Source organism: Pseudomonadota bacterium (assembly GCA_018823135.1).
Lineage (GTDB): Bacteria > Desulfobacterota > Desulfobulbia > Desulfobulbales > CALZHT01 > JAHJJF01.
This window is the reverse complement of sequence record JAHJJF010000092.1, coordinates 1-19,716: the sequence shown is the minus strand read 5'-3', so window position 1 is coordinate 19,716 and position 19,716 is coordinate 1. Positions and strand designations below refer to the sequence as shown.

16 protein-coding genes are annotated in these 19,716 nt (G+C 43.3%); 6 read left to right on the top strand and 10 right to left on the bottom strand.

Features of this window, described 5'->3' with window-relative positions; genetic code table 11:
• The first annotated feature begins 448 nt into the window (after positions 1–448).
• The 5 genes from KKE17_10050 to KKE17_10030 all read left to right on the top strand — a co-directional run bounded on the left by KKE17_10050 (position 449) and on the right by KKE17_10030 (position 6,730).
• On the top strand, positions 449–1,855 hold the full coding sequence (locus KKE17_10050; protein MBU1710335.1) for a sugar transferase: 1,407 nt from the start codon (positions 449–451) through the stop codon (positions 1,853–1,855).
• 106 nt (positions 1,856–1,961) lie between these two features.
• A complete protein-coding gene (locus tag KKE17_10045) occupies positions 1,962–2,996 on the top strand; it encodes a polysaccharide biosynthesis/export family protein (protein MBU1710334.1) in 1,035 nt (344 codons plus the stop codon).
• Between the two features lie 34 nt (positions 2,997–3,030).
• Positions 3,031–4,515: a hypothetical protein gene (locus tag KKE17_10040; protein ID MBU1710333.1), complete on the top strand. Its 1,485-nt coding sequence runs from the start codon at positions 3,031–3,033 to the stop codon at positions 4,513–4,515.
• Between the two features lie 47 nt (positions 4,516–4,562).
• Positions 4,563–5,225 (top strand): CpsD/CapB family tyrosine-protein kinase, encoded by a 663-nt coding sequence (locus KKE17_10035; GenBank protein MBU1710332.1) that lies wholly within the window; start codon positions 4,563–4,565, stop codon positions 5,223–5,225.
• Positions 5,226–5,374: 149 nt separating this feature from the next.
• Complete coding sequence (locus KKE17_10030) at positions 5,375–6,730, top strand: O-antigen ligase family protein (GenBank protein ID MBU1710331.1); 1,356 nt, start codon at positions 5,375–5,377, stop codon at positions 6,728–6,730.
• Positions 6,731–6,781: 51 nt separating this feature from the next.
• Here KKE17_10030 and KKE17_10025 read toward each other — a convergent pair whose 3' ends face one another.
• From KKE17_10025 to KKE17_09980, 10 genes are all read right to left on the bottom strand, one after another.
• A complete protein-coding gene (locus KKE17_10025; protein MBU1710330.1) occupies positions 6,782–7,606 on the bottom strand; it encodes a sulfotransferase in 825 nt (274 codons plus the stop codon).
• Between the two features lie 3 nt (positions 7,607–7,609).
• Complete coding sequence (locus KKE17_10020) at positions 7,610–9,181, bottom strand: flippase (GenBank protein ID MBU1710329.1); 1,572 nt, start codon at positions 9,179–9,181, stop codon at positions 7,610–7,612.
• Between the two features lie 24 nt (positions 9,182–9,205).
• The gene (locus KKE17_10015; GenBank protein MBU1710328.1) at positions 9,206–10,807 is read right to left on the bottom strand and encodes an alkaline phosphatase family protein; all 1,602 of its coding nucleotides are present in this window, start codon (positions 10,805–10,807) and stop codon (positions 9,206–9,208) included.
• 6 nt (positions 10,808–10,813) lie between these two features.
• The gene (locus KKE17_10010) at positions 10,814–12,142 is read right to left on the bottom strand and encodes an alkaline phosphatase family protein (GenBank protein MBU1710327.1); all 1,329 of its coding nucleotides are present in this window, start codon (positions 12,140–12,142) and stop codon (positions 10,814–10,816) included.
• Between the two features lie 78 nt (positions 12,143–12,220).
• Positions 12,221–13,405, bottom strand: a complete 1,185-nt coding sequence (locus tag KKE17_10005) for a glycosyltransferase family 4 protein (protein MBU1710326.1) — start codon at positions 13,403–13,405, stop codon at positions 12,221–12,223.
• Positions 13,406–13,429: 24 nt separating this feature from the next.
• Entirely contained in the window at positions 13,430–14,332 is a 903-nt protein-coding gene (locus KKE17_10000) for a sulfotransferase (protein ID MBU1710325.1), read from the bottom strand.
• An 86-nt stretch (positions 14,333–14,418) separates the two neighbouring features.
• The gene (locus KKE17_09995) at positions 14,419–15,117 is read right to left on the bottom strand and encodes a sulfotransferase (GenBank protein MBU1710324.1); all 699 of its coding nucleotides are present in this window, start codon (positions 15,115–15,117) and stop codon (positions 14,419–14,421) included.
• Positions 15,107–16,234: a GNAT family N-acetyltransferase gene (locus KKE17_09990; protein MBU1710323.1), complete on the bottom strand. Its 1,128-nt coding sequence runs from the start codon at positions 16,232–16,234 to the stop codon at positions 15,107–15,109. The genes KKE17_09995 and KKE17_09990 overlap by 11 nt, the downstream gene beginning before the upstream one ends.
• Before the next feature lie 66 nt (positions 16,235–16,300).
• Positions 16,301–16,903 (bottom strand): hypothetical protein, encoded by a 603-nt coding sequence (locus KKE17_09985; GenBank protein ID MBU1710322.1) that lies wholly within the window; start codon positions 16,901–16,903, stop codon positions 16,301–16,303.
• A 2-nt stretch (positions 16,904–16,905) separates the two neighbouring features.
• The gene (locus tag KKE17_09980) at positions 16,906–18,234 is read right to left on the bottom strand and encodes a 4Fe-4S binding protein (GenBank protein ID MBU1710321.1); all 1,329 of its coding nucleotides are present in this window, start codon (positions 18,232–18,234) and stop codon (positions 16,906–16,908) included.
• A 397-nt stretch (positions 18,235–18,631) separates the two neighbouring features.
• Between KKE17_09980 and KKE17_09975 the strand changes: the two genes are divergently transcribed.
• Positions 18,632–19,716 (top strand): NAD(P)-binding protein (locus tag KKE17_09975; protein MBU1710320.1); only part of this gene is annotated, 1,085 nt, incomplete at its 3' end.

Genomic DNA, 19,716 nt, shown 5'->3' with positions numbered 1-19,716 from the left:
GTTTTTCTCACGGATTAATCAAGTAATAGGCCAGAAACGCAATTTGGAGCCAATTTGAGGAATAATCTTTCTGGTTTTCTGGAAAAAGATGTTGGGGAATTATGAAATTAGTTCTTGAAATCAGATAGATATACAGTATATTCCGGTTTTCCGAATTAACGGAAATACTCTTGAAATGTATTATTTTTAGTGTTAGGTTCTCGGTGAGTTTTCATTTGAAATAATTCTTATTTGTGCTTTAATTGTTTGATTTTAAAGAAGATGTTGTATTGCCCTGAGTGTAAGCAGTAAGCCCCGTGGCTGGGCATAGTTTTTGCAAATAAAAACTGTTTATTTTGCAGGTGCAAAGCTGAGTGTTTTTTTTCAACGAAATCTTTTTCGGGCCATGCTCGATTCATTTAACTGAAAAGTGAGAATTGAAATGATATTTTTTAGAAGAAAAATATTAATGGTTCTGCTTAAACTCTCAGATTTTTTTCTCTTTTTTATCGCCATTTATCTTAGTAATACACTACACGCCAATGAACTCATTCCTCTTGAGTCCATTACTGATATCGCAATCAATATTGAAACGATTATATACTTTGGGATATTTCTTTATCTCGGCGACTGGTTGCGAGATTTTTATGGCTTTTACGCTTCAAGAAGACTTGATTCTTTTTTCAGGGAGATCCTTGACGTTCTTAAAATGTCGTCTTCATTGGTGATTTGTGTCGCCCCGGGATATTTTATTTTTGACACCCCTTATGGATCCCCTCTTTTCCTCGCCTATTTTTGGCTGATATTAAACTGTCTTACCATACTCTTCCGTTTTGCATTAAGGATTCTGCTCAACTATATGCGTCTCCGTGGCAGGAATTTGAGAAAAGTCTTAGTTGTGGGGACAAATAAAATTGCTTACGACTGGGCAGACAAGATTAAGAAACAAAAAGAACTCGGCATGCAGGTGTTGGGATTTGTCGATGATCGGCTGGTAATTCATCCACAGCAGGTGAATTATCTTGGGACAATTTCCCAGCTCCCCCTGATACTTCGTGAAAACGTCATTGACGAAGTGGTGATAGCCTTGCCGATTCGCTCCAAATTCGATGCTATCCAAAGAGCAATACTTTATGCAGAGGAACAGGGCGTTCTTGTCCGTTATGCATATCCTCTGTTTGATTCTCATAAACATTCTCTTTCAGGTCAGTCTCATTTTTCTCTGCACGATTCCAGGGTAGGCAATCTATTGTATGATTCACCAATGCAAAGTTGGCAGTATGTGATTAAGCGTCTGCTGGATATAGTTCTAGCAACGGCAATATTTCTTTTGATTTCGCCATTATTGATAACAGTTGCTGTGCTGATAAAAGCCACCTCTAAGGGGCCAATCTTTTTTCTGCAGCAAAGGGTCGGGCTCAATAAAAGGATTTTTACCTGTTACAAATTCAGAACAATGTTTATCGGTGCTGAAAACCTTCAAGCGGAACTCGAGACCCAAAATGAAATGGACGGTGCCGCGTTTAAAATGAAGAATGATCCGCGAGTTACCAGAATCGGTAATTTCTTACGTAAGTCTAGCATTGACGAATTACCTCAACTAATTAATGTCATCAAGGGTGATATCAGCCTGGTCGGTCCACGCCCGTTGCCTTTGAGGGATTATAAATTATTTAGTCAGTACTGCTATTGCCGCCGTCAAAGTGTACTCCCTGGGATTACCTGTACCTGGCAGGTGAGCGGCAGAAATAAGATTAATTTTGAAGAATGGATGAAGCTTGATCTTGAATATATAGATAATTGGAGTTTATTTAATGATTTGAAGATCCTATTATTGACTTTGCCTGCGGTAATTAAAAGAACCGGCGCATATTAAAAAAAATCAGGGTCAACTTGAAGTTAACGTAATTATTTATTACGTTGCTCCGCAGTGCCCTATTTTTTTGTTTCATTCAACAGAGATTAGGAGTAATAAGCTGATAATGATTGAGATACTTGAGACAGCCTGTAATAGAAAAATGATGCGATTAATGCTCTTGGTTTTCTTAAGCGCATTGATTTCTGCATGTGTCGGTCCGTCTATCGATGTAGAAAATAATACCGTCTATGAAGACTACTCTGTTCCGGAGAATACAAGTGACTATCTGATCGGACCGGAAGACATAATTGAGGCGACATTCTATTTTGAATTAGCTCAGAATTCCAATGAATACAGAATTGGCGTCGGTGATATCATAAAAATAGAGTTTTATCTGTATCCTGAGTTGAACCGGGAAGAGACAGTCATGCCGGATGGCCTCATTGCGCTTCCCCCAAAAGGGAAATTGGAAGTAATCGGCATGACCAGGACGGACCTTGAAAAAAAGATCGCTGAACGCTATGCCGACCTGATTTCGGAGCCTGTTGTTACAGTCACATTGAACAGGTTTTATTATGCGCTTAATCAGCTCAGGAATGCCATCATCTCAGAGAATCAGGGGCAGTTGCGCAGGGTGAGAGTGCGACCCGACGGTTATGTCTCTTTCCCGGCTGTAAAGGACTTTCGAGTGGTGGGGATGAATCTTGCAGAAATGAGCAATAGAGTTAACCAGCTCTACCAGGAAAAATACAGTATGAATCTCCAGGTCTTCTTGTCTCTGGTTGAAGCGAGAAACAATCAGGTCTATGTTTTGGGAGAGGTACGAGCACCGAGTTTTTACCCGATCAACAGCACCACAACTTTAAGCCAGGTCCTGGCCAGTTCAAAAGTCTCATTTGCCACCGCTGAACTGAGTACGATTCTTGTGATCAGCAGGAACGGCAAAGGAAAGCCAATGGCGAAGGTTATTGATTACGGCGAGATTATTGAGACGGGAAATATCGGCAAAGACCTGGTGCTTTCCCAGTACGATATAGTTTTTGTGCCTCGCACAAAGATTACCAAGATCAGTCAGATTGCCAGCCAAATAACCGAGTCTATACCTTTCTTTAGAGGGGTGGGATATACATTTAGCGACCAAGTTGATTTATTAAGATAAGAAATTGTTTACTGGAAACGGCTCTTAGGACATCATGTTACTTACAAATCTCCATACGGTTAAGGATTTCGCCAGGATATTGTTTTCCTGGAAATATCACATGCTGGCGGTATATTTGATTATCGTCGGTCTGGTCGGACTCTATGCATATTTCTGGACTCCGACATATTTAACATCCGCGACAATTCTGGTACTCCCCAAAAGCAACGCCAATTCCGTTATTACCACAAGTAGGGATCCAAATTCATTCACACCGGTAAACCCCCAGGAAATTAACACGGAAATGGAGATGCTCAAAAGCAATGATGTTTTGAGGAAAACCATTCAGTCATTTTTAGATGAGAATCAGGCGATAGCTTTGAACCTGCCCAAGGACCAATTGAGTTGGCTGGTGAAGGCTGTCGGTATTACAAAAAAGAAACTAAAACAGTTTCTGGTCTATATCAAACTTCTCGAAGAAGTGCCCATTTTCAACTATTACTTAACCCTGCTCTACGATTCCCTGGAAACGGAACAGGTGGTAATGACCAATATGTTCACTGTTACTCTTGAAGCGGAAAGTGCCAAGGCTGCCAAAGTCGTTTTGGACCGACTGATCAAGGTTTACGTAAAACATCATGATGTTGTGTATTCAAACGTTCAGGGCGGGGAACTCTTCAGTACCTTAACCGATAAATTTTTTCATGACCTGGAAAAAACCGAAACCGAGATTAACCGCCTGTTGGGAGAAAATCAGATCATTGATATTGATCTGCAAAATAAAGAGAATGTGATGCGTTTGTCCCAGCTATTGCAGGATCTGGGGCACCTTGAAGTTGATATTAGTGAAAAGGAAGACCAGATCTATTTTTTTGAAAAATCGTTAGAAGGCAAAATCGCGGAAATAGCTATTTCAAGAGAAATGCATGCCATACCGGCTATCCTAGAGCTGGATAAAGCTCTGGTGCCTCTTTTGATGACGCAGAATGAAATAAAGAGAAAGTACTCGGAGAACAGCTCCAATTATAAAAATATAACATCACAAATAGAGCTTCTTCGTACGAATATCAGGACAGAAATGGAAAAAGCGTTTCGGACCAGCAAAATAGAATTGCAGACCATGATCCGTAAAAAGGAGAATCTGCAGGAAAAATTTGATGCGTTGCGCACCGAAGGTCTCGCCCTTACCGAACACAATGCCAAACTCCAGAATCTGCTCAGAATGAAAGATTTCCAGATGGAGAAACTCAAGCTTTATGCTTCAAAACTGGAAGACACCAAGACCAGCGAAGAGCGCCTGAAGCGCGATTTGGCAAATGTCAGAATCGTTGATTATCCTGACATACCGGTAAAAATGGATTCTCCCAAGAGACTCCTTATTATAGTTTTAAGTCTATTCTTCGGTTTTTTTGCAGCAATTTGCTCGGCGGTTTTTCTTGAGTTTATTGATTTTAGGGTCAAAACCGCGGCGGATGTGGAATCATCAGTTAAGCTCAAGGTAATCAGCGCCTACCCCAAAAAAGATGAAAAAAAGGTTTGATCAGTATTTTTTCCGATTAGAGAACAACAATTATGGCAGAAGAAAAAATGAATACAGGAACAGTTGCGATTCTCGATCTTACCAAAGAAAAGCAGACCGGGGATTTCTGTGTTCATCTCAGCACATTGCGCAAAGAAAACAACAAGCGGGTTTTTCAACTCACTTCTGCACATTCAGGTGAAGGTTGCACTACTTTTGCCGTGAATGTTGCACGGCTTCTGGCTGCTCGTGAGAAAAACTCCAATGTGCTGTTGATTGACGCAAATTTCCAGAATCCGCAGCTATTTAATTGTTTCGAACTGGCGCCAAAACCGGGTTTTCAGCAATTGCTGGCAAAGGATTTCACTGATTCGGACGCAATCAATCAGGTTGAACCGAGAAATCTGTATGTTATGTTTACCGGTACTGAAACCAGAAATCCGGATTGCCAGTTGTCCGTTGAGCAACTGACGGAAACATTTGATGGACTCCGGAAACGGTTTGACTTTATCTTAATAGATTCTGTGCCGATCATGAGTTCACATAATGCCATTGCGATAGCTCTGGCGTCGGATGAAACCTTTCTTGTCATCCAGTCCGGCAGAAGCAACATTAAAGTACTCCAGAATGCCGTTTCCAAATTTACCGACCATAACTGCACCCTGAACTCAGCAGTTCTGAATCGAATCCACAGGCCAATTCCATCCTGGCTCTACCAATGGTTATATTAGATGCGCATTCCGCCAGCAAGCCTCCATTACAGGTAATTGATAAGTTACTTGTAGTTGTCATAGGTTTAGTAGTCGGCATTGTCGTTGCAACCATCGGTTCCATCGAAATCAAATGGTCGCTGTTTTTTCTGTGCATAATTTTCGGCGCCATGTTGTTTATCGTAAGCCCCTTTAAAGAAACCATTTTAACCTTTGGTTTCTTCTTTCTTTTGCCCATCGGTCTCAACTATCATCCGATACTCATTCCGGCGCGGGACTTTTTCAAGCCCATAGTTGGTGTAGTGATTTATGGATATGATATTCCATTGTTTTTTCTGTTTATGCTTTTACTGAAGCGACTTTGTTCAATAGAGAGGAAGGATATTGATTTGATCCTGCCTGTTTCAATTCCTTTTCTGCTGATTTTTATGAGTGCGGTGCTTGGGAGTCCACGGATCGAATCTCCTACTGTGATTAAGTTCTGGTCCCTGGTGACGGTCTTTAAATGTTTTTTGACTTTTCTGATTGTTGCAAACAGTATTCGGACCAAGGATATTCTGAAATTTATTTTTTACTTATTTCTTGTGTCTGTTTTTTTTCAAGCATTTATTTGTTTGGCGCAAATAATCTCAGGAAGTAGCCTTGGGTTGGGATTTCTCGGTGAAACAGAAACATCAGTTGAAACTGTGACGGCTGGTTCTAAGGAGTTGCTTCGGGTGGGAGGGTCGATGTCAAAAAATGCTCTGGCATCTTATCTTTCCTTCATAATTCCAATCAATTTCGCTTTATTTTTTACGAAAATTCAACTTCGCACGAAAATTTGTTTTTTCCTGCCGGTAATCCTCCTGGCTTTTACCCTGGAAATTCTGACATTTTCTCGAGGAGCATGGATGGGATTAGCCGTCGGGGGAACATTGACCTTTTATGGGTGTATTTGCAGATTGTCCGGCAGGAAGGTCCTTTCGCTATTCTTTGTTTCAATTGTGATTGTTGCATTTATTGTTTTGATTCTTGCTCTCAGCGAATCGGTTCGGCAACGGCTTTTTGAAGATGATTACGGTTCCGCAATCATAAGAATTCCTCTGATGATAAACGCGCTTAATATGATTCTCCATAATCCTTTTCTGGGTGTTGGATTGGGAAACTATACCAGTGTTAACCAGCACTATGATATTTTCCAATGGATCAGCATCGTTTTCCCCTGGCCGGTACACAATGACTTTTTATTGATTGGTGCGGAAATGGGTTTGCCTGCCATGTTGTCTTTTTGCTTCATCATCGTAGTAGTGCTGTTCAAGTTGCTGCAAACGGCCTTTCAATCGAAAGATGACTTGTTGGGTTACACCGCTTTTGCTTTGATTGGAGGGATAGTAGCGTTCAGTATTCATCATCTTGTTGCCTATGTTTATGTAATGCTCAATACGCCTTTTTGGAGTTTTATGGGGATTGCATTCGCTCTGATTTTTATAGATAGGCGCGAAAGGAAGAAGGACTCTGCCGAAGAGACCGGAAAGATCCCACAGTAGCAATTACAGTAGAATTGACGTAAGCCCGACTCTAAAGAGAATTATCTGCCATTAGATATTTTTTTTGTTGTCCGAATTCGGCCCCAGCCAGGCAACAGGCATCAGTTGCTCAATATCCTTTATGCAATACCCTAGATTGTTGAATCTTTTTTGATATTTTTCCGGAAGGTCCTTATATCCTAAAAGAATCTGCTTTACAAAATTCGTCTGGTCCTCTTCCCATTTCAGGAAATATTTTTTGTTAATATCAGAGCGGATTGGTTTATTGGTTTGAATTCGGTTAATGCCAATCCAGCCTGTAATGGAGTTCAGGATCTTTTCCGGTTCCCGGACAAAGTCTTCATATCTGAGTATGAAAAATTTGTTGAGATAAGCTTTGTCGGTCATGAATCTCTCATAACATCGGAGGGAGTGTTCTATCAGAGATGGGATGCCGGATCCGGCCCATTTTTTTGTGGCATATGCAACGGCAACCGGATGCCGCAGGACTATGATAAATAACGAATGAGGGAAGAGCTTTTGGAGAAATCTTGTTCGTACAAGATCGGGGGGCGATTTTTCCATGAGATATTTTTTATTCAGCTTCCAGTGTTTGCCCCACTCCATAAAAATCTTTTTGGCGTTTTCTTCGGTTGCAAGTGGGTGATCTTCGTCCATGAACGATTTATTGTCAAATCCGAATCGTCCCGGTCCGCCAAAAGGTTTGGCTGTCGGGTAAACGTTTTGCAAGAACATCCCCTCGTCTTGAGTGACCCCGGTATCTGAAAAGCCGCTGATTTCAGGATGATCGCGGAGAATTTCATGCAAAAGGGAAGTGCCGCTTCTATGAAGACCTCCTATGAAAACAAGTTGATGATTATCCAGAAAAGGCACCATTTATCACTCCAATGTTTTTTTAGATCCGAAAATTTTGTTCACAAGCCCTGAAATTTTTTCTTTTATGCGGTTCAATATTATTTCATCTTCAGGGGAAAATTTCAGGATGCGTAGTCCTTGAACATAGCATCCCAGGAAAAGCACGGTGGTTGCAATAGACGAAAAGAGAACATTTTCCGGAGACCAGATGAAGTTGACCAAAAGGGCGATGGCAACGGCCATTATTAAGCTGAAAATCGGCTTGAGAGTATCAAGAGAATATGGATGAATTTTCAATAAATAGAATAATTGTATCAATCGAAGGATCTGAAGTACCAAGATAGAAACTGTATTTGCAACTGCTGCACCGATCAATTCAAACCTGGGTATCAAAACCAGATTCAAGAGGACACTGAGGATGCCGGTGATAATGGAATTAAGAAGATTGAATTTCGCATGATTGGTCATCATCAGCATATATCCGGATGATCCGGTTGCCGAATCGGCAAAAAAACCGAAACAGATGATTGTCATAATCGTTGCGCCAGCGGCAAAATCCTTTCCAAAGATTCTGAGGATGTCAGGTGCAAAATAAACAAGCAGAAACAGCAGCGGCAGGCTTGCGGTTATAATCCACTTAGTGGTTATTTTCAGTTGCAGGTTTAACTCTTCAATTTCGGATCGGGCATGCATGGCCGAGATTATCGGCGCGAATCCAAGGTTGACGAGAACCATCGGCACGGCTATCAACGGTGGAATCCGGGAGGCGGCGCTGTAGATGCCCACCATTGCGGCGGGAAGAAAATAACCGATGATTACTATGTCGAGCTTAGTCAGCACCTGTTGGCAGATTCTTGTGAAATAAATTGTTGCTGCGAGGTTTTTAATCTTTCGGCTTTCAATTATCATTTTGTCTTTGGCAAAAAATTCTGGAATCGCCAGGGTCAGATAATAAATGCTCAGAGCCGAACCTGCAATTGCAACAATGACATAACCTGTTGCCAGGGCGGTTACCCCGCGGTCGACTATGATTACTGCAACGATAATCAATGCGCGAAGCAGAGGGGTGGCAATCCGTTCAATTATTACCCTGAATTTGATGGCCTTGGCCCCCTGCAGCGCCCCGAGGAGAACGCGGACCAGTACTGAAAAAGGAACCGAGAGGAGCAGAAGTTTGTATACCGGAGAAATTTCCGGTTTATGGAGCAGGGAGCCGCAGAAAAAATCAGCTGAAAAATAAAGAATGAGAACTACGAATATGCTGAAAGCAAAGGGAGTGCCCATCCCGGCCCATAAAGAACCTTTTAGCTTTGGTGTGTCTTGAGTTGCCCGGTATTCGGCAATGAGCTTCAGCATGGATGTTTCCATGCCGAGCAGGCATATGAGAATCAGATAGGAGATGATGGTAGTGCTTAAGACAAAGACACCGTAGGATTCCGCCCCAAGATACCGGGTGAGCAGGACATTGTTGAGGAAGTTGACAACGCCGAAGATAATGCTTCCGATGCCGCCGATGCCGGCGCTTTTGAGAATCGAAAAAGAGGTTTCCTGATTCCTTGTATTACTTTTTGTGTGAGGTGTATCTTCGCTGTTCAAGATCGGCCGGCTCCTCACCGAGGATTACATGTAACCCAGATTTTTCAAGAGTTCTTTGGATTTTTCAAAATCTTCGTCAGTCCCCCCCTGTCGGGCATCCACCTCAAGGCTTAAGTTGTCGAATTCGTTGCTCCTGGCAAATTCCTTGAAATCATTGCTCATGACTTCATGAATAACCCGGCCCTCATAGCTGGCGGGACAAGGAATGTCAAGCAGGGCAAAAAGGGTGGCGGTCACATCCGCAAGTTCAATGGGTCTGCTCAGCAGAGCTTGGGGAATATTCGGGCCGTGGGCAATAAAAATTCCTTCGCGCCGGTGATCACCTGTCCTTGCCGGCTTGATCCGTTCAATTATTCGTTTCTTGAGCGGTCTGAATACTATCTGATAATCATAGGAAAACTGAATTGTCAAATCCGGCGACTGGGTGAGATGCGGCCCTGAATACAGGTCCTCCCTGCGGAAGATGCTGGTTGCAATGTTCTTGCCGGTTTCAGGATCTTTCATGGTTTCAAGTTGCGCGATGATTTCCTTGATGATCGATTCATATTCATGCCCCGGTTGAACAATTCCCCATTTTTTTTCGCCAATGGTATTTATGCTTATGCCCAAGAAGTTTCCATAAATCGGCACCGGAAAGACCTTGGATTTACGCCAGTAGCTTTCATCAAGCTCGACCTTGTTTCTGGGGAGGCCCATTTTCTGCGTAATCTTATTGGCCAGGAAACGGAATTTCTCATTAAGGCCTACCGCCGGATATCCAAGATTTTTCATTAAGGCAAAGGCATTGATGGATTTCTCAGGGGCTTTGCCGAATCCATGGTCCGACATCATAATCTTGACGGTTTTTTCCCCGGACCCTTCGATGAGCGAACCGATCTTTTCATCAAGGAATCGGTAGTATTTTTTGACTAACGGGGAGGGGGCTTCGCCGGTCTCATTATCTGTCCAGAAATGATGACAGATTCTGTCAGAACCGGTGAACACAACCATAAAAAAATCCCATTCTTTATTTTTCATGAATTTAAGCGCATGATGTGCACGGCTTTCGGTCATTTTAAAAACCTTCCGGATGTATCCATCCCGGTCGGCCATTACAAGGTTGCGGGCATTCCAGTTGTTGTTGTCCCGCAAACCTTGAAGATCCACCTGGTAGCCGTCGAGGTCTGAGCGGATTTCGGCGGGATGGAAATAATCTTTGGCGTTTTCGGGCACAAGCATTCCGGAAATCATGAATCCATCAACTTTGTCGGGGGGATAGGTCAAGGGGATATTTATCAGGCCGACCTTTTTGCCGTATCTGTTGAATGCCCGCCAGAAAGGAATGCCTTTCATGTTTGTGAGATTCATCAGGGTGTTGACGCTGTTGAGTTCATAATTGGCAAGATCTCGATCAAAAAAACCGAAGACCCCGTGGCGGCCGGGATTGGTGCCGGTGATGAAAGAGGACCAGGCCGGGGAGGTAACCGGTGGAATCGTTGAAAGAAGTTCGCTGCGAATACCGTTTCGCACGAGTTTTCCAAGGTTCGGCAGAAGCCCGGCCTCGATCATCGGCATGATGACATCAAATGTGCCGCCATCAATGCCGATAACCAGAATCTTCCTGTCTGTTGCGTTTGTCGATTGCATAATCTTTTATACCAGACTTTTTCCATCAAGATCCGCTGTGAGGATTCCCAGGAGATCAAGGATGGTTGCTCCGACATCGGTAATATTAGGATTGCCTGATGGTATTTGCCGATTGATATAGAGCATGGCGTTTTCGCGGGTATGGCCGCCGGTGAGCAGTCCTCTGCCGTATAAATTTCTCTCGGTTATCTTGCCTTTGAGGTCAAATCCTTCATGGGGCAGAAGCACCAGATCAGGGGCGCGATGGGTTTCCCTGCCGATGTACAGATCGCGTGCATCGAAGATTTCCTTGATTACCTGTTTCCCGTCAATCTGAAATTCCAGCAGATCTTTTTTTAGGCAATCGCATAGTTGTTTATAATCACTGGTTTCAACACATCCCCGGCTATAGCGTTTTTTCGTGTGGATATAAACCCGGGAAGGATCAAGTACAAATGCGGTGCTTTGTGGCGCCATATCTTGAAAAGACCTGGGCGAATCAGAAGTGAAGCTCAGATAGCCTTTTTCCTGAAGAAAACGGTTCAGATACACCTCTTGTCTGATTGTTGTAAAGCCATGGTCGGATAGCATGATAAAAGGGGTCTGCTTATCAAGTAGGTTATGGAAATCCCCGATGAATGTATCCAGTTCTGTATAAAAATCTATAAAGAAAGCATGACGCGGATGATCACAGTTTTCCCAAGCTTCCCAAAGGTAATGATGCAGTCTGTCTGTCTCGGTTATGGCACCTACAAACAGGTCCCAGTCTTTTTTTCTGAGATAATGAAGGATGGCTTCTTTTCGTTTCTTAAATGTGAGTGTTAAATCCTCGATAAATGCATCCATTGATGACGCGGCTTTGCCAGCATCAACATCGAGACGGTATCCCATGCCAGATAAATGCGTAAACATTGATTCGGGATAGCATGCCTTCTTTAAGTCAAGCGCCACAAAGCCGGCAACGAGTTCACCGTTTAGAGGTTTTGCAGGGTAGGTGGATGGAATATTTATAACAATACTTTTCAGGCCATTCCCCCCGGCAATCTCCCAAAGGGTCTTGCTCGCCAGATCATTCGTATTAGGAAACTTGAAGGAGTATGAGTCGGGGTCAATTTCCATAAAGCCGTAAATGCCATGTTTTCCCGGATTCACGGCGGTCATGAAACAACTCCAGGAAGTGGAGGACACTTCGGGGATGGAGGCGGTCATGCTGGTGAGGGTCCCTTGATTGATGATTTTCTCAAGATGCGGCATGTGACCATTATTCATCATCGTAACCAGCAAGGTGTATGGCACGCCGTCAAGGCCAAGCACCGCAACCTTTTTATTTTTCTTTTGGAATAATTTTTTCAGCATAATTAAACGGTTGTGAATGGATAAACCTTGCGGTCCTTAACTTAGATGATATTGAAAGATGATCCGTGCCTAACTGTTTTAATTATTAGAGGTGTACTTCTTTAGTAACATTTTTAATAAGCTTGGGCGAAGGTATTTTTTTCGGTTTTCATGGTGATCGACAGCCTTGGCGTAAGCCTTTCTTGTCTGCTCGGCAATTGGGCCGGCCCAGTTTAAGCGGGTGGATGCCTTTTCCCTTCCATTCAGCCCCATATCCATAGCCGTTTGAGGATCAAGGAGGATTCTGGTGAGTCCCTGGGCCAGGGCTTCAGGGTTATCAGGCGGGACGAGAATGCCTTCAATCCCATCGGTCAGGGCTTCGGGGATGGCGCCGACCTTGCTTGCGACCACCGGTCGCCCGAATGTGTATGCGAGGTGGAGCGGACCGGATTGGGTGGCATCATGGTACGGCAGGACAATTACACTTGCACGGCTGAAAAAAGTTTTTACTTCTCCCGAATCGATAAACCTGTTGTGCACCTCAAATAAGGGATTATTTTCCACCTCCGGCAGCAGGCGATTGAGCTCAGGGCCAGTCCCGGCCAGAACAATTTTTAAATTGGGAACCCTTGAGGCGATGACGGGAGCCGCCTTGATTAAAATCTCAAGGCCTTTATACCGAATCATTCTTCCGAAAAGCAGGACCCTGCCCGGTACGGGTTGCGACTCTTCTGCGGGGTTGGCCGTGTGATGATAGATATCATAATTGCCGTGGGGGACCACAGTAATCAAGCTCCTGTCAAAGCCGAAATTTACACCGTCATCAGCAAGAACTTTACCATGCACAATTGCATGATCCGTTACATGCATTATGAGGTTTGAGCTGATGTATTTATGCCGCAGTTTCCGCTGTTCCCCGGAATGGTTAGATGTGTCATGAAAGGTGGTAATAATAGGGATTTTTTTTCTGTGGGCCAGGAAGAGGGCGATAAGATATTCCGCAAAAAGATTGCCAGAATGGAAATGCAGCACATGCGAGTCATGATGTATTATTTCCCTGTACAATTTCAGTCCTTCCCAGAAACAACGGGGATCAGGAAAAGCATAATGAGGGGTCAGGTAACTCGTCACCTTGGAAGCGGAAATAAAAGGTTGAAACTGAGAAAAAAGTTTCAGACCCTCGGATTTTCGCATGCCAATCATCACGTTGTCTTTTTCCGCAAGGCCGTTGGCGAGCTGAAAAGAGTACATTTCGATTGCAGATGATAAAATAAAAATATTCATAATTTTCTGAGTGTCATTCAAGAATTACTTGAGCCATAAAGAAAGGTCCCGGTCGAGGAGGTCTTGGAGTTTCATGATATCATCATGATAAAGTTTTAATAATTCATTTCTCGACTCCGGTGAGATTGGAGGAGGTTTTGTGTGGAACGTGGCTTTTATTCTGTTTTTTAATGAATATGCAAATTTGGCAGAAAACGGATTAATGATATTTGATATTTCTAAAAAAAATCTTCTGATAATTTTTTTAATAAAAAGAGACCTGATAATATCACTCTTAAATTCTTCAACATTATATTCTACTTTAGACTTTGTATCTAATTCTAGAAAATTGAAAATTTCCGGAATGCATTTTTCAGGCTCTTTAATCCATTCTTCAAAAATAACAATTTTTATTCTGCTTCTGTCAAATACAGAAAGATATTCAGATAAATATTTATAATAAAAATAAGGATTGAAATAGAATCTATCGAATTCGTTAATTGTATTGAGTTGTTCTTTTATTGAGAGATTAAAAAAAGGTGTATAAATGAATTTATACATATATGCCCATGTGCATATTGAATATAAAGCATCAACAGGATTTCTTAGCGAAACAATGATTTTTGCCGTTGGTACATGTTTGTATATATTTTGAGCAGTATTTGGGAAATATAAGTAATTTGTTGATGATTCGCCGATCGAGGATTTGTCTTTTACATCAATGAACAGATTGGCATATTCATCCATTGATCTGATAAGTTTGTGCCCATAAGCAGCATCTAGCTTTGAGTATAATTCAACAATTTTCGGGTTGTTTTTGTCATAAGAAAAAAAACTGGGTTCTTTTATTATCGGGAAAAATATTTGAGGATGCTGCTTTAAACAATTATGCATATAGGTCGTGCCGGATCTTGGCGCGCCAATAATAAAAAAATTAGGGAGCGGCATGGGTAACACCTTTGTATGTGTCAAGATTTCTCCAGAATCAGGAAACTGTCGTCTTGCATTACGGTTACGGATTGAGAAGGTTGGTTTTACATATATCCCAGAGCCTTGAGCTGATCTTCTATTTTTTTGTTGGATTCGGCAGTGGCGTTTTCTTCTACGGTATTCCCGGAAATTTTTGTGTTTTCCTGATGATCTGAAACCCGGCCAGGATCAGTTCGTTGCCGATAGAGGCTGTTATCAACTACACGAACCATCTTCTCGATAATCAGACAATTATCCAAAAAGTTATTCAACAATTGCAGGTTGGTTTTGGGGTCGGCAATGACTTCGTGGTAAGTGACATACAATACTTCGATATTTTTTTGCCGGGAAAGCCATTCTTCAATTTCCTCCAGATGGTTATGGTACAGGGCCGCAAGTTTTTTGCCGTCAACAGCCGCTGATTTTCCTTCTCTTTGGAGCATGGTTTCCTGGGATGAAATTATTTCTTCGAGCCGCCGTTTCATGAAGATAATTTTATAGGAATATCCGGTAGGCAGTGCCTGGAGTAGTTTTGAGATGATTTTTATCGCCTTGCCTCTGGCCTCTGCGAGCCAGGAATGGTCTTTTTTTATGGTTTTCACCGCCTCCAGTTCATAATAGCCTCTGGGGTTATTTTCGTCCGGGGTGCGGATATTGTCCACCATGGTCTGCAGTCCGCCCGCTTCCAGTATCTTCATCATCATCGATGTTCCGGAACGGGGCAGTCCTGAAACAATGTAAATTGGTGCATCTTCAGTTTTCATGTTTCTTGCCTATAAATTTTCGTTTCAACTTCCGCAAATTAAGCCGTAGCTCGAAAAGCAGAGCCAGTATCCGCCCTTTGATCGTAGGGGGAAAAAGGTGCAGATTGATGTTTTCGGTGCATTGCGCGGCCCAGCCTGATTTATAATCATGACCGCCGCGGAGCATGTCGATAATTATAATTCGCCGCTCGTGGCAGCATTTAATCAAATCGAGAAAGCTCAACGATCCCGGAGAGAAACGGCTGTATTCGGGGTCAAAGGCAGTATTGTAAAAATAAAGTCTGTCATCAAGCAGAAAACAGAAATAATAACATAAAAGCCTGGCATTATGCCAGAGCAAGTGAAGGGCGACCTGTTCTTTTTCTGCAAGGGCTTCGGTGACTTTGAAATAGAAGTCTCTTTTTTCGGGAGAGGCGAATATGCCCACTTGCCGGGGCCCTTTCCAGGATTTATCTTCAAGCGCCGCCATTTCTGGGAGAACCTTGATGATTGCGGCCTTGTCCGTAACCATTTCAAAGCGGATTTCCCCCAAGGCCAGGAGTTTTTTATATTTCCGGCTGTACATATTACGGCTGCGGGAGTTCAGCTGTTTTTGCCGGTAATCTTCAAAGGTTTTTTCAAGACGGATATACGGGCAGGGCTCGGTTTGTTCAATAACCGCGATCAACCCGTTCTTTTTGGAAATCCTGACGAGCTCCGCCAGATTGCCGGAGGATGATTTGATATGTCGCAAAGCAATGGCGTCGAAATCACCTTGTGTTATCTGGTTTTCCACAAATTGATTGATTATTTCGACTTTAAATTCATCCGCAATAATAAAATTATAATAATCAGCTGCAGGCACCCCGAGTGATTTTATGGTGTGGACGGTGAACGGCCCCTGTTGTGCGCGGGTATGGTAAAGACCGATAATCCCTTTTACCGTTTTGTTAAGCGTGAAAACCAGCAGAAAAGGATCGACATTATCTGCCGAATGGGATTGCCACCAGATCCGGGTCCATTCGTAACTTCCGAAAACAGGGTCAGCTTCGCTTGTTGCAAGCAATTCATCCCAGCAGGTTTTCAGCTTTTCGAGACCAGCAATATCCCGGATTGTTTCGACAGTGAGTTTGGACATTTAGTATAGGATTTCAGGATGATATTGAGCTAGCGCCCGAGGCGTCGAGCTGGAAATATTCCGTGATTATTGGTCAAAATATGAACCTGTATAGCGTCTTCGGGTGGTGAAAGGTTTGGTGAAAATGAAACGGGTCAAAATCATTTCACCGAATTCCTTGAAGTTCATAAAGGCATGAAGTTGCAAGCTGGCGGTATTCTTCAGATCAACCATGCAGATTATGTTATTATATCCTAATGTGATGTAATGGTTCCAGAAAAGATAGGCAAGTTTGGGGGCGAGCATGAACTGCCCCCGGTATTCTTCCAAAAGTTCAACGTCAAATGGGTATACCTGGCCTTTTTGTAACATGAAAGTAACGTCCTGCATCGGTTCATAAAAGTCCCTGGTTGCATACCAACCGTAGGCAATCATTTTGTTTGTGTCATTGTAGACCACATAGCAGTCAACCCCGGCCTCAAGTCGCTGTTGAATTATTTTTGCCTTATGCGGCACATGGTTGCTGAGGTCTGTGAGTGCTTCGGAGTCCTCTCTGATAGAGCGAATATGAATATCATCCAGCGAGATTTTAGGAACTTTCAGGTCGCGCGTTAATATGATATGCCGCTGGCAATAATAAATTGAACGGACAGCCTTGATGAGTATTTTTCTAAATTTTTGTTTGATCATGGTTACTCAGGCCAACTGCGGGAAGCACCAAAAATTGTTGTGGTTGTTTTTATGGCGCTTAGAAATCTTGAGCGCAGAATGTCGCTCATGAGTCCGCGTTTAACGGGGTCGAGCCGCAGGAAAGCACCAAGTATGCCTCGCATTGCTTTATGAGTGATCTGTTGGGGATTTGGAAAGAGCTGGTGCTGCAGTTTGCCGTTCCGCAAGGACTGGAGCAGTATCCGTTCGTAGGTGTTTTCAGGATGAATCACCCGCTGCTCTCGTTTATCCAGCAGGACCGCGTCCGTCTTGCAGGTCTGGGCGCAAATACCGCATCCCAGGCACATTTCTTGATCAAGCACGGGCTTCTTTTTTTTCTTTTTATCACCGGTGGGAACCATCTTAATCGCATCAACCGGGCAGGCTTCAGCACACAGGCCGCAGCCGATGCATTTTTTTTCATCGACTTTTGAAATAAGCGTTGAGGTGACCACAATATTAGGATAACCGCAAAGCCGCATGTTTTTTAAAGTATGGCAGCAGCATTTGCAGCAATGGCAGATGAAAGTAATATTTTGCTTTACATTATCCGCGTTCAGGACAAGCTTTAATTCCTTTGAACGGGCGATATTCTCCAGCATCTGTGTTTTAGTGACTGGTGTGCCGAGACCTCTGCGGATTACAAAGTCCGCCATCCAGCCGAAGCTGGAGCATGTCTGAAGCGGATGGTCGCATTCCTTGGTTCCGGCATGATACTTCTGGTGACGGCAAGAGCAATGGCTGATCGCCATTTTATCCCCTGATTGCTCGACGATAGCGCTTGCCTTTTCGTAGTCAAGTACTTCCACATAGGCATCACGGGCAATATGTTCCTCATAGGGAATTGTCCGCATAATCCCTATTGAAGGCAGGGGCTTTTTTGTCCTTTTACGGTTTTCTGATGACCTGTCGCCTTTCGTGAAAGACAAATGATATTCATGGAAAAGTTTGGCAATTGTCCGGATATCAGCATCGGGCCCGGTTTTCATGAAGGTGAATTCAAAAATACCCACAGCATAAGGTGAAGGCATATAAAGATATTGGTCTTCAACCCAGATGTCTATCACCAGGCCTTTAAAGCATAATTTTTCAAGGTAATGTTCGAGCTTTGGGCAACTGATTTTAGTAAGCTTTTCGATCTGTTGTAATGAGGACAGCCGGTAAGGCAATTGAATAACAATGCTCGCCTCGGTTTCAGAATACAGGTGACGGAGAACAGCAAAAAATGCCTGGTTCCCGGCGATGGGAAAACCCATATTGTCAATGTTGACTGAGAGTCTTTTATATAAAGTCTTGCCGACAAGATGTCCCATTGGCTATTCGGTCCGAAGGATTTTATTAAGTATTTTTAATGAGTATCTGAAGGGTTAGGTCTTGAGGGAAATATATCCTTCAGGCATGATGACACTTTGTATGTCGAGTTGTCAAATCTGCTCTCTTGCGAATGACAGGTGTATAAATGAGGATAACTCTGTAAATTAGTATAAAATAAAAAAGATTTAGCAACTCACTTGGTCCAGCAGGTTTTCTGGCATTTAAAAGGAGTCTTTATGGATTCAATGTTGTGTCAAGTACTCATTTATTGATAGATATGAACCGTTTTGTTAGAATCCGTCAATTGTAAGTTTTGTGGAAAGTAAGCCGACCCCTGGAATAGTAAATCAATGAAATCTCATAATCTAGATAATTTTCATCAATAGATAAAGAATAATGGACAAATCAATTATCATAATCGGCGCTGGCATCGCCGGCCTATCCGCAGGATGTTATGCACGGATGAATGGTTACCGTACCCGGATTTTTGAACTGCATGATAAACCCGGCGGCTTGTGCACCGCGTGGAAGCGCAATGGGTACACCTTTGACGGCTGTGTTCACTGGTTGGTGGGAACCAGACCCCAAACGCGTTATAACCTTATGTGGCAGGAACTTGGAGCAGTCCAGGGAAGGGAAATAATTCAACATCAGGAGTTCATGAGGGTCGAAGCAAGGGGCGGCAAATGTTTTACCTGTTATAGTGACCTTGATAAGCTTGAAGGGCATATGAAGGACTTGTCGCCTGCTGATGATGAAATTATCACGGAATTCTGCAATGCGGCACGGGCGCTGGTACCGCTGGGTGAACCCATGGATGAGGGTTTGAGCGGCGCTGCATACGGAATAAAGGTCGGACTCATGATGCTGCCGCTGATGCCGATTTTTGAAAAATACAGTCGTATAACGGTTCAGGAATTTGCAGGGCGGTTTAAAGATCCATTCTTGCGATACGCTTTTCCAATCACCTTTGACCAGCCGGATTTTTCCATGCTTGCCATGCTGATGACTCTGGCCTGGATGCATTGCGGTGATGCTGGTTATCCGGTGGGTGGCTCGCTCCCCTTTGCGCGCAGTATTGAAAAGCGTTATCTGGATCTGGGTGGAGAAGTTCATTATAAAAAAAGAGTTCTCGAAATAATCGTCGAAGATGACACCGCGGTAGGGGTCTGTCTTGCTGATGGAACCGAGCATCGGGCTGACCGGCTAATTTCTGCCGGTGACGGCCATAATACGATTTTTTCATTGCTGCACGGTAGATATACCAATGAAACCATCAGGAAATATTATAATACGCTGCCGATATTTGCATCACAGATCCAGGTTTCGCTGGGGGTTTCAGGGGATTTCTCGGACCAGCCGCATAAGGCGGTAATTCAACCCTCCGAGGTGATTGAAGTTGCAGGAGAAATCCTTGATCGGATCAGTATCAGGCATTACGGTTATGACCCGACCATGGCGCCCAATGGCAAATCAGTGCT

Bases quoted from the DNA above. Each gene is read 5' to 3' on its own strand.
- KKE17_10000 (MBU1710325.1), bottom strand. From the start codon at position 14,332: ATGCCGCTCCCTAATTTTTTTATTATTGGCGCGCCAAGATCCGGCACG.
- KKE17_10035 (MBU1710332.1), top strand. From the start codon at position 4,563: ATGAATACAGGAACAGTTGCGATTCTCGATCTTACCAAAGAAAAGCAG.
- KKE17_09980 (MBU1710321.1), bottom strand. From the start codon at position 18,234: ATGGGACATCTTGTCGGCAAGACTTTATATAAAAGACTCTCAGTCAAC.
- KKE17_10005 (MBU1710326.1), bottom strand. From the start codon at position 13,405: ATGAATATTTTTATTTTATCATCTGCAATCGAAATGTACTCTTTTCAG.
- KKE17_10025 (MBU1710330.1), bottom strand. From the start codon at position 7,606: ATGGTGCCTTTTCTGGATAATCATCAACTTGTTTTCATAGGAGGTCTT.
- KKE17_09985 (MBU1710322.1), bottom strand. From the start codon at position 16,903: ATGATCAAACAAAAATTTAGAAAAATACTCATCAAGGCTGTCCGTTCA.
- KKE17_10030 (MBU1710331.1), top strand. From the start codon at position 5,375: ATGTTGTTTATCGTAAGCCCCTTTAAAGAAACCATTTTAACCTTTGGT.
- KKE17_10010 (MBU1710327.1), bottom strand. From the start codon at position 12,142: ATGCTGAAAAAATTATTCCAAAAGAAAAATAAAAAGGTTGCGGTGCTT.
- KKE17_10015 (MBU1710328.1), bottom strand. From the start codon at position 10,807: ATGCAATCGACAAACGCAACAGACAGGAAGATTCTGGTTATCGGCATT.
- KKE17_10050 (MBU1710335.1), top strand. From the start codon at position 449: ATGGTTCTGCTTAAACTCTCAGATTTTTTTCTCTTTTTTATCGCCATT.
- KKE17_09995 (MBU1710324.1), bottom strand. From the start codon at position 15,117: ATGAAAACTGAAGATGCACCAATTTACATTGTTTCAGGACTGCCCCGT.
- KKE17_09990 (MBU1710323.1), bottom strand. From the start codon at position 16,234: ATGTCCAAACTCACTGTCGAAACAATCCGGGATATTGCTGGTCTCGAA.
- KKE17_10045 (MBU1710334.1), top strand. From the start codon at position 1,962: ATGATTGAGATACTTGAGACAGCCTGTAATAGAAAAATGATGCGATTA.
- KKE17_10040 (MBU1710333.1), top strand. From the start codon at position 3,031: ATGTTACTTACAAATCTCCATACGGTTAAGGATTTCGCCAGGATATTG.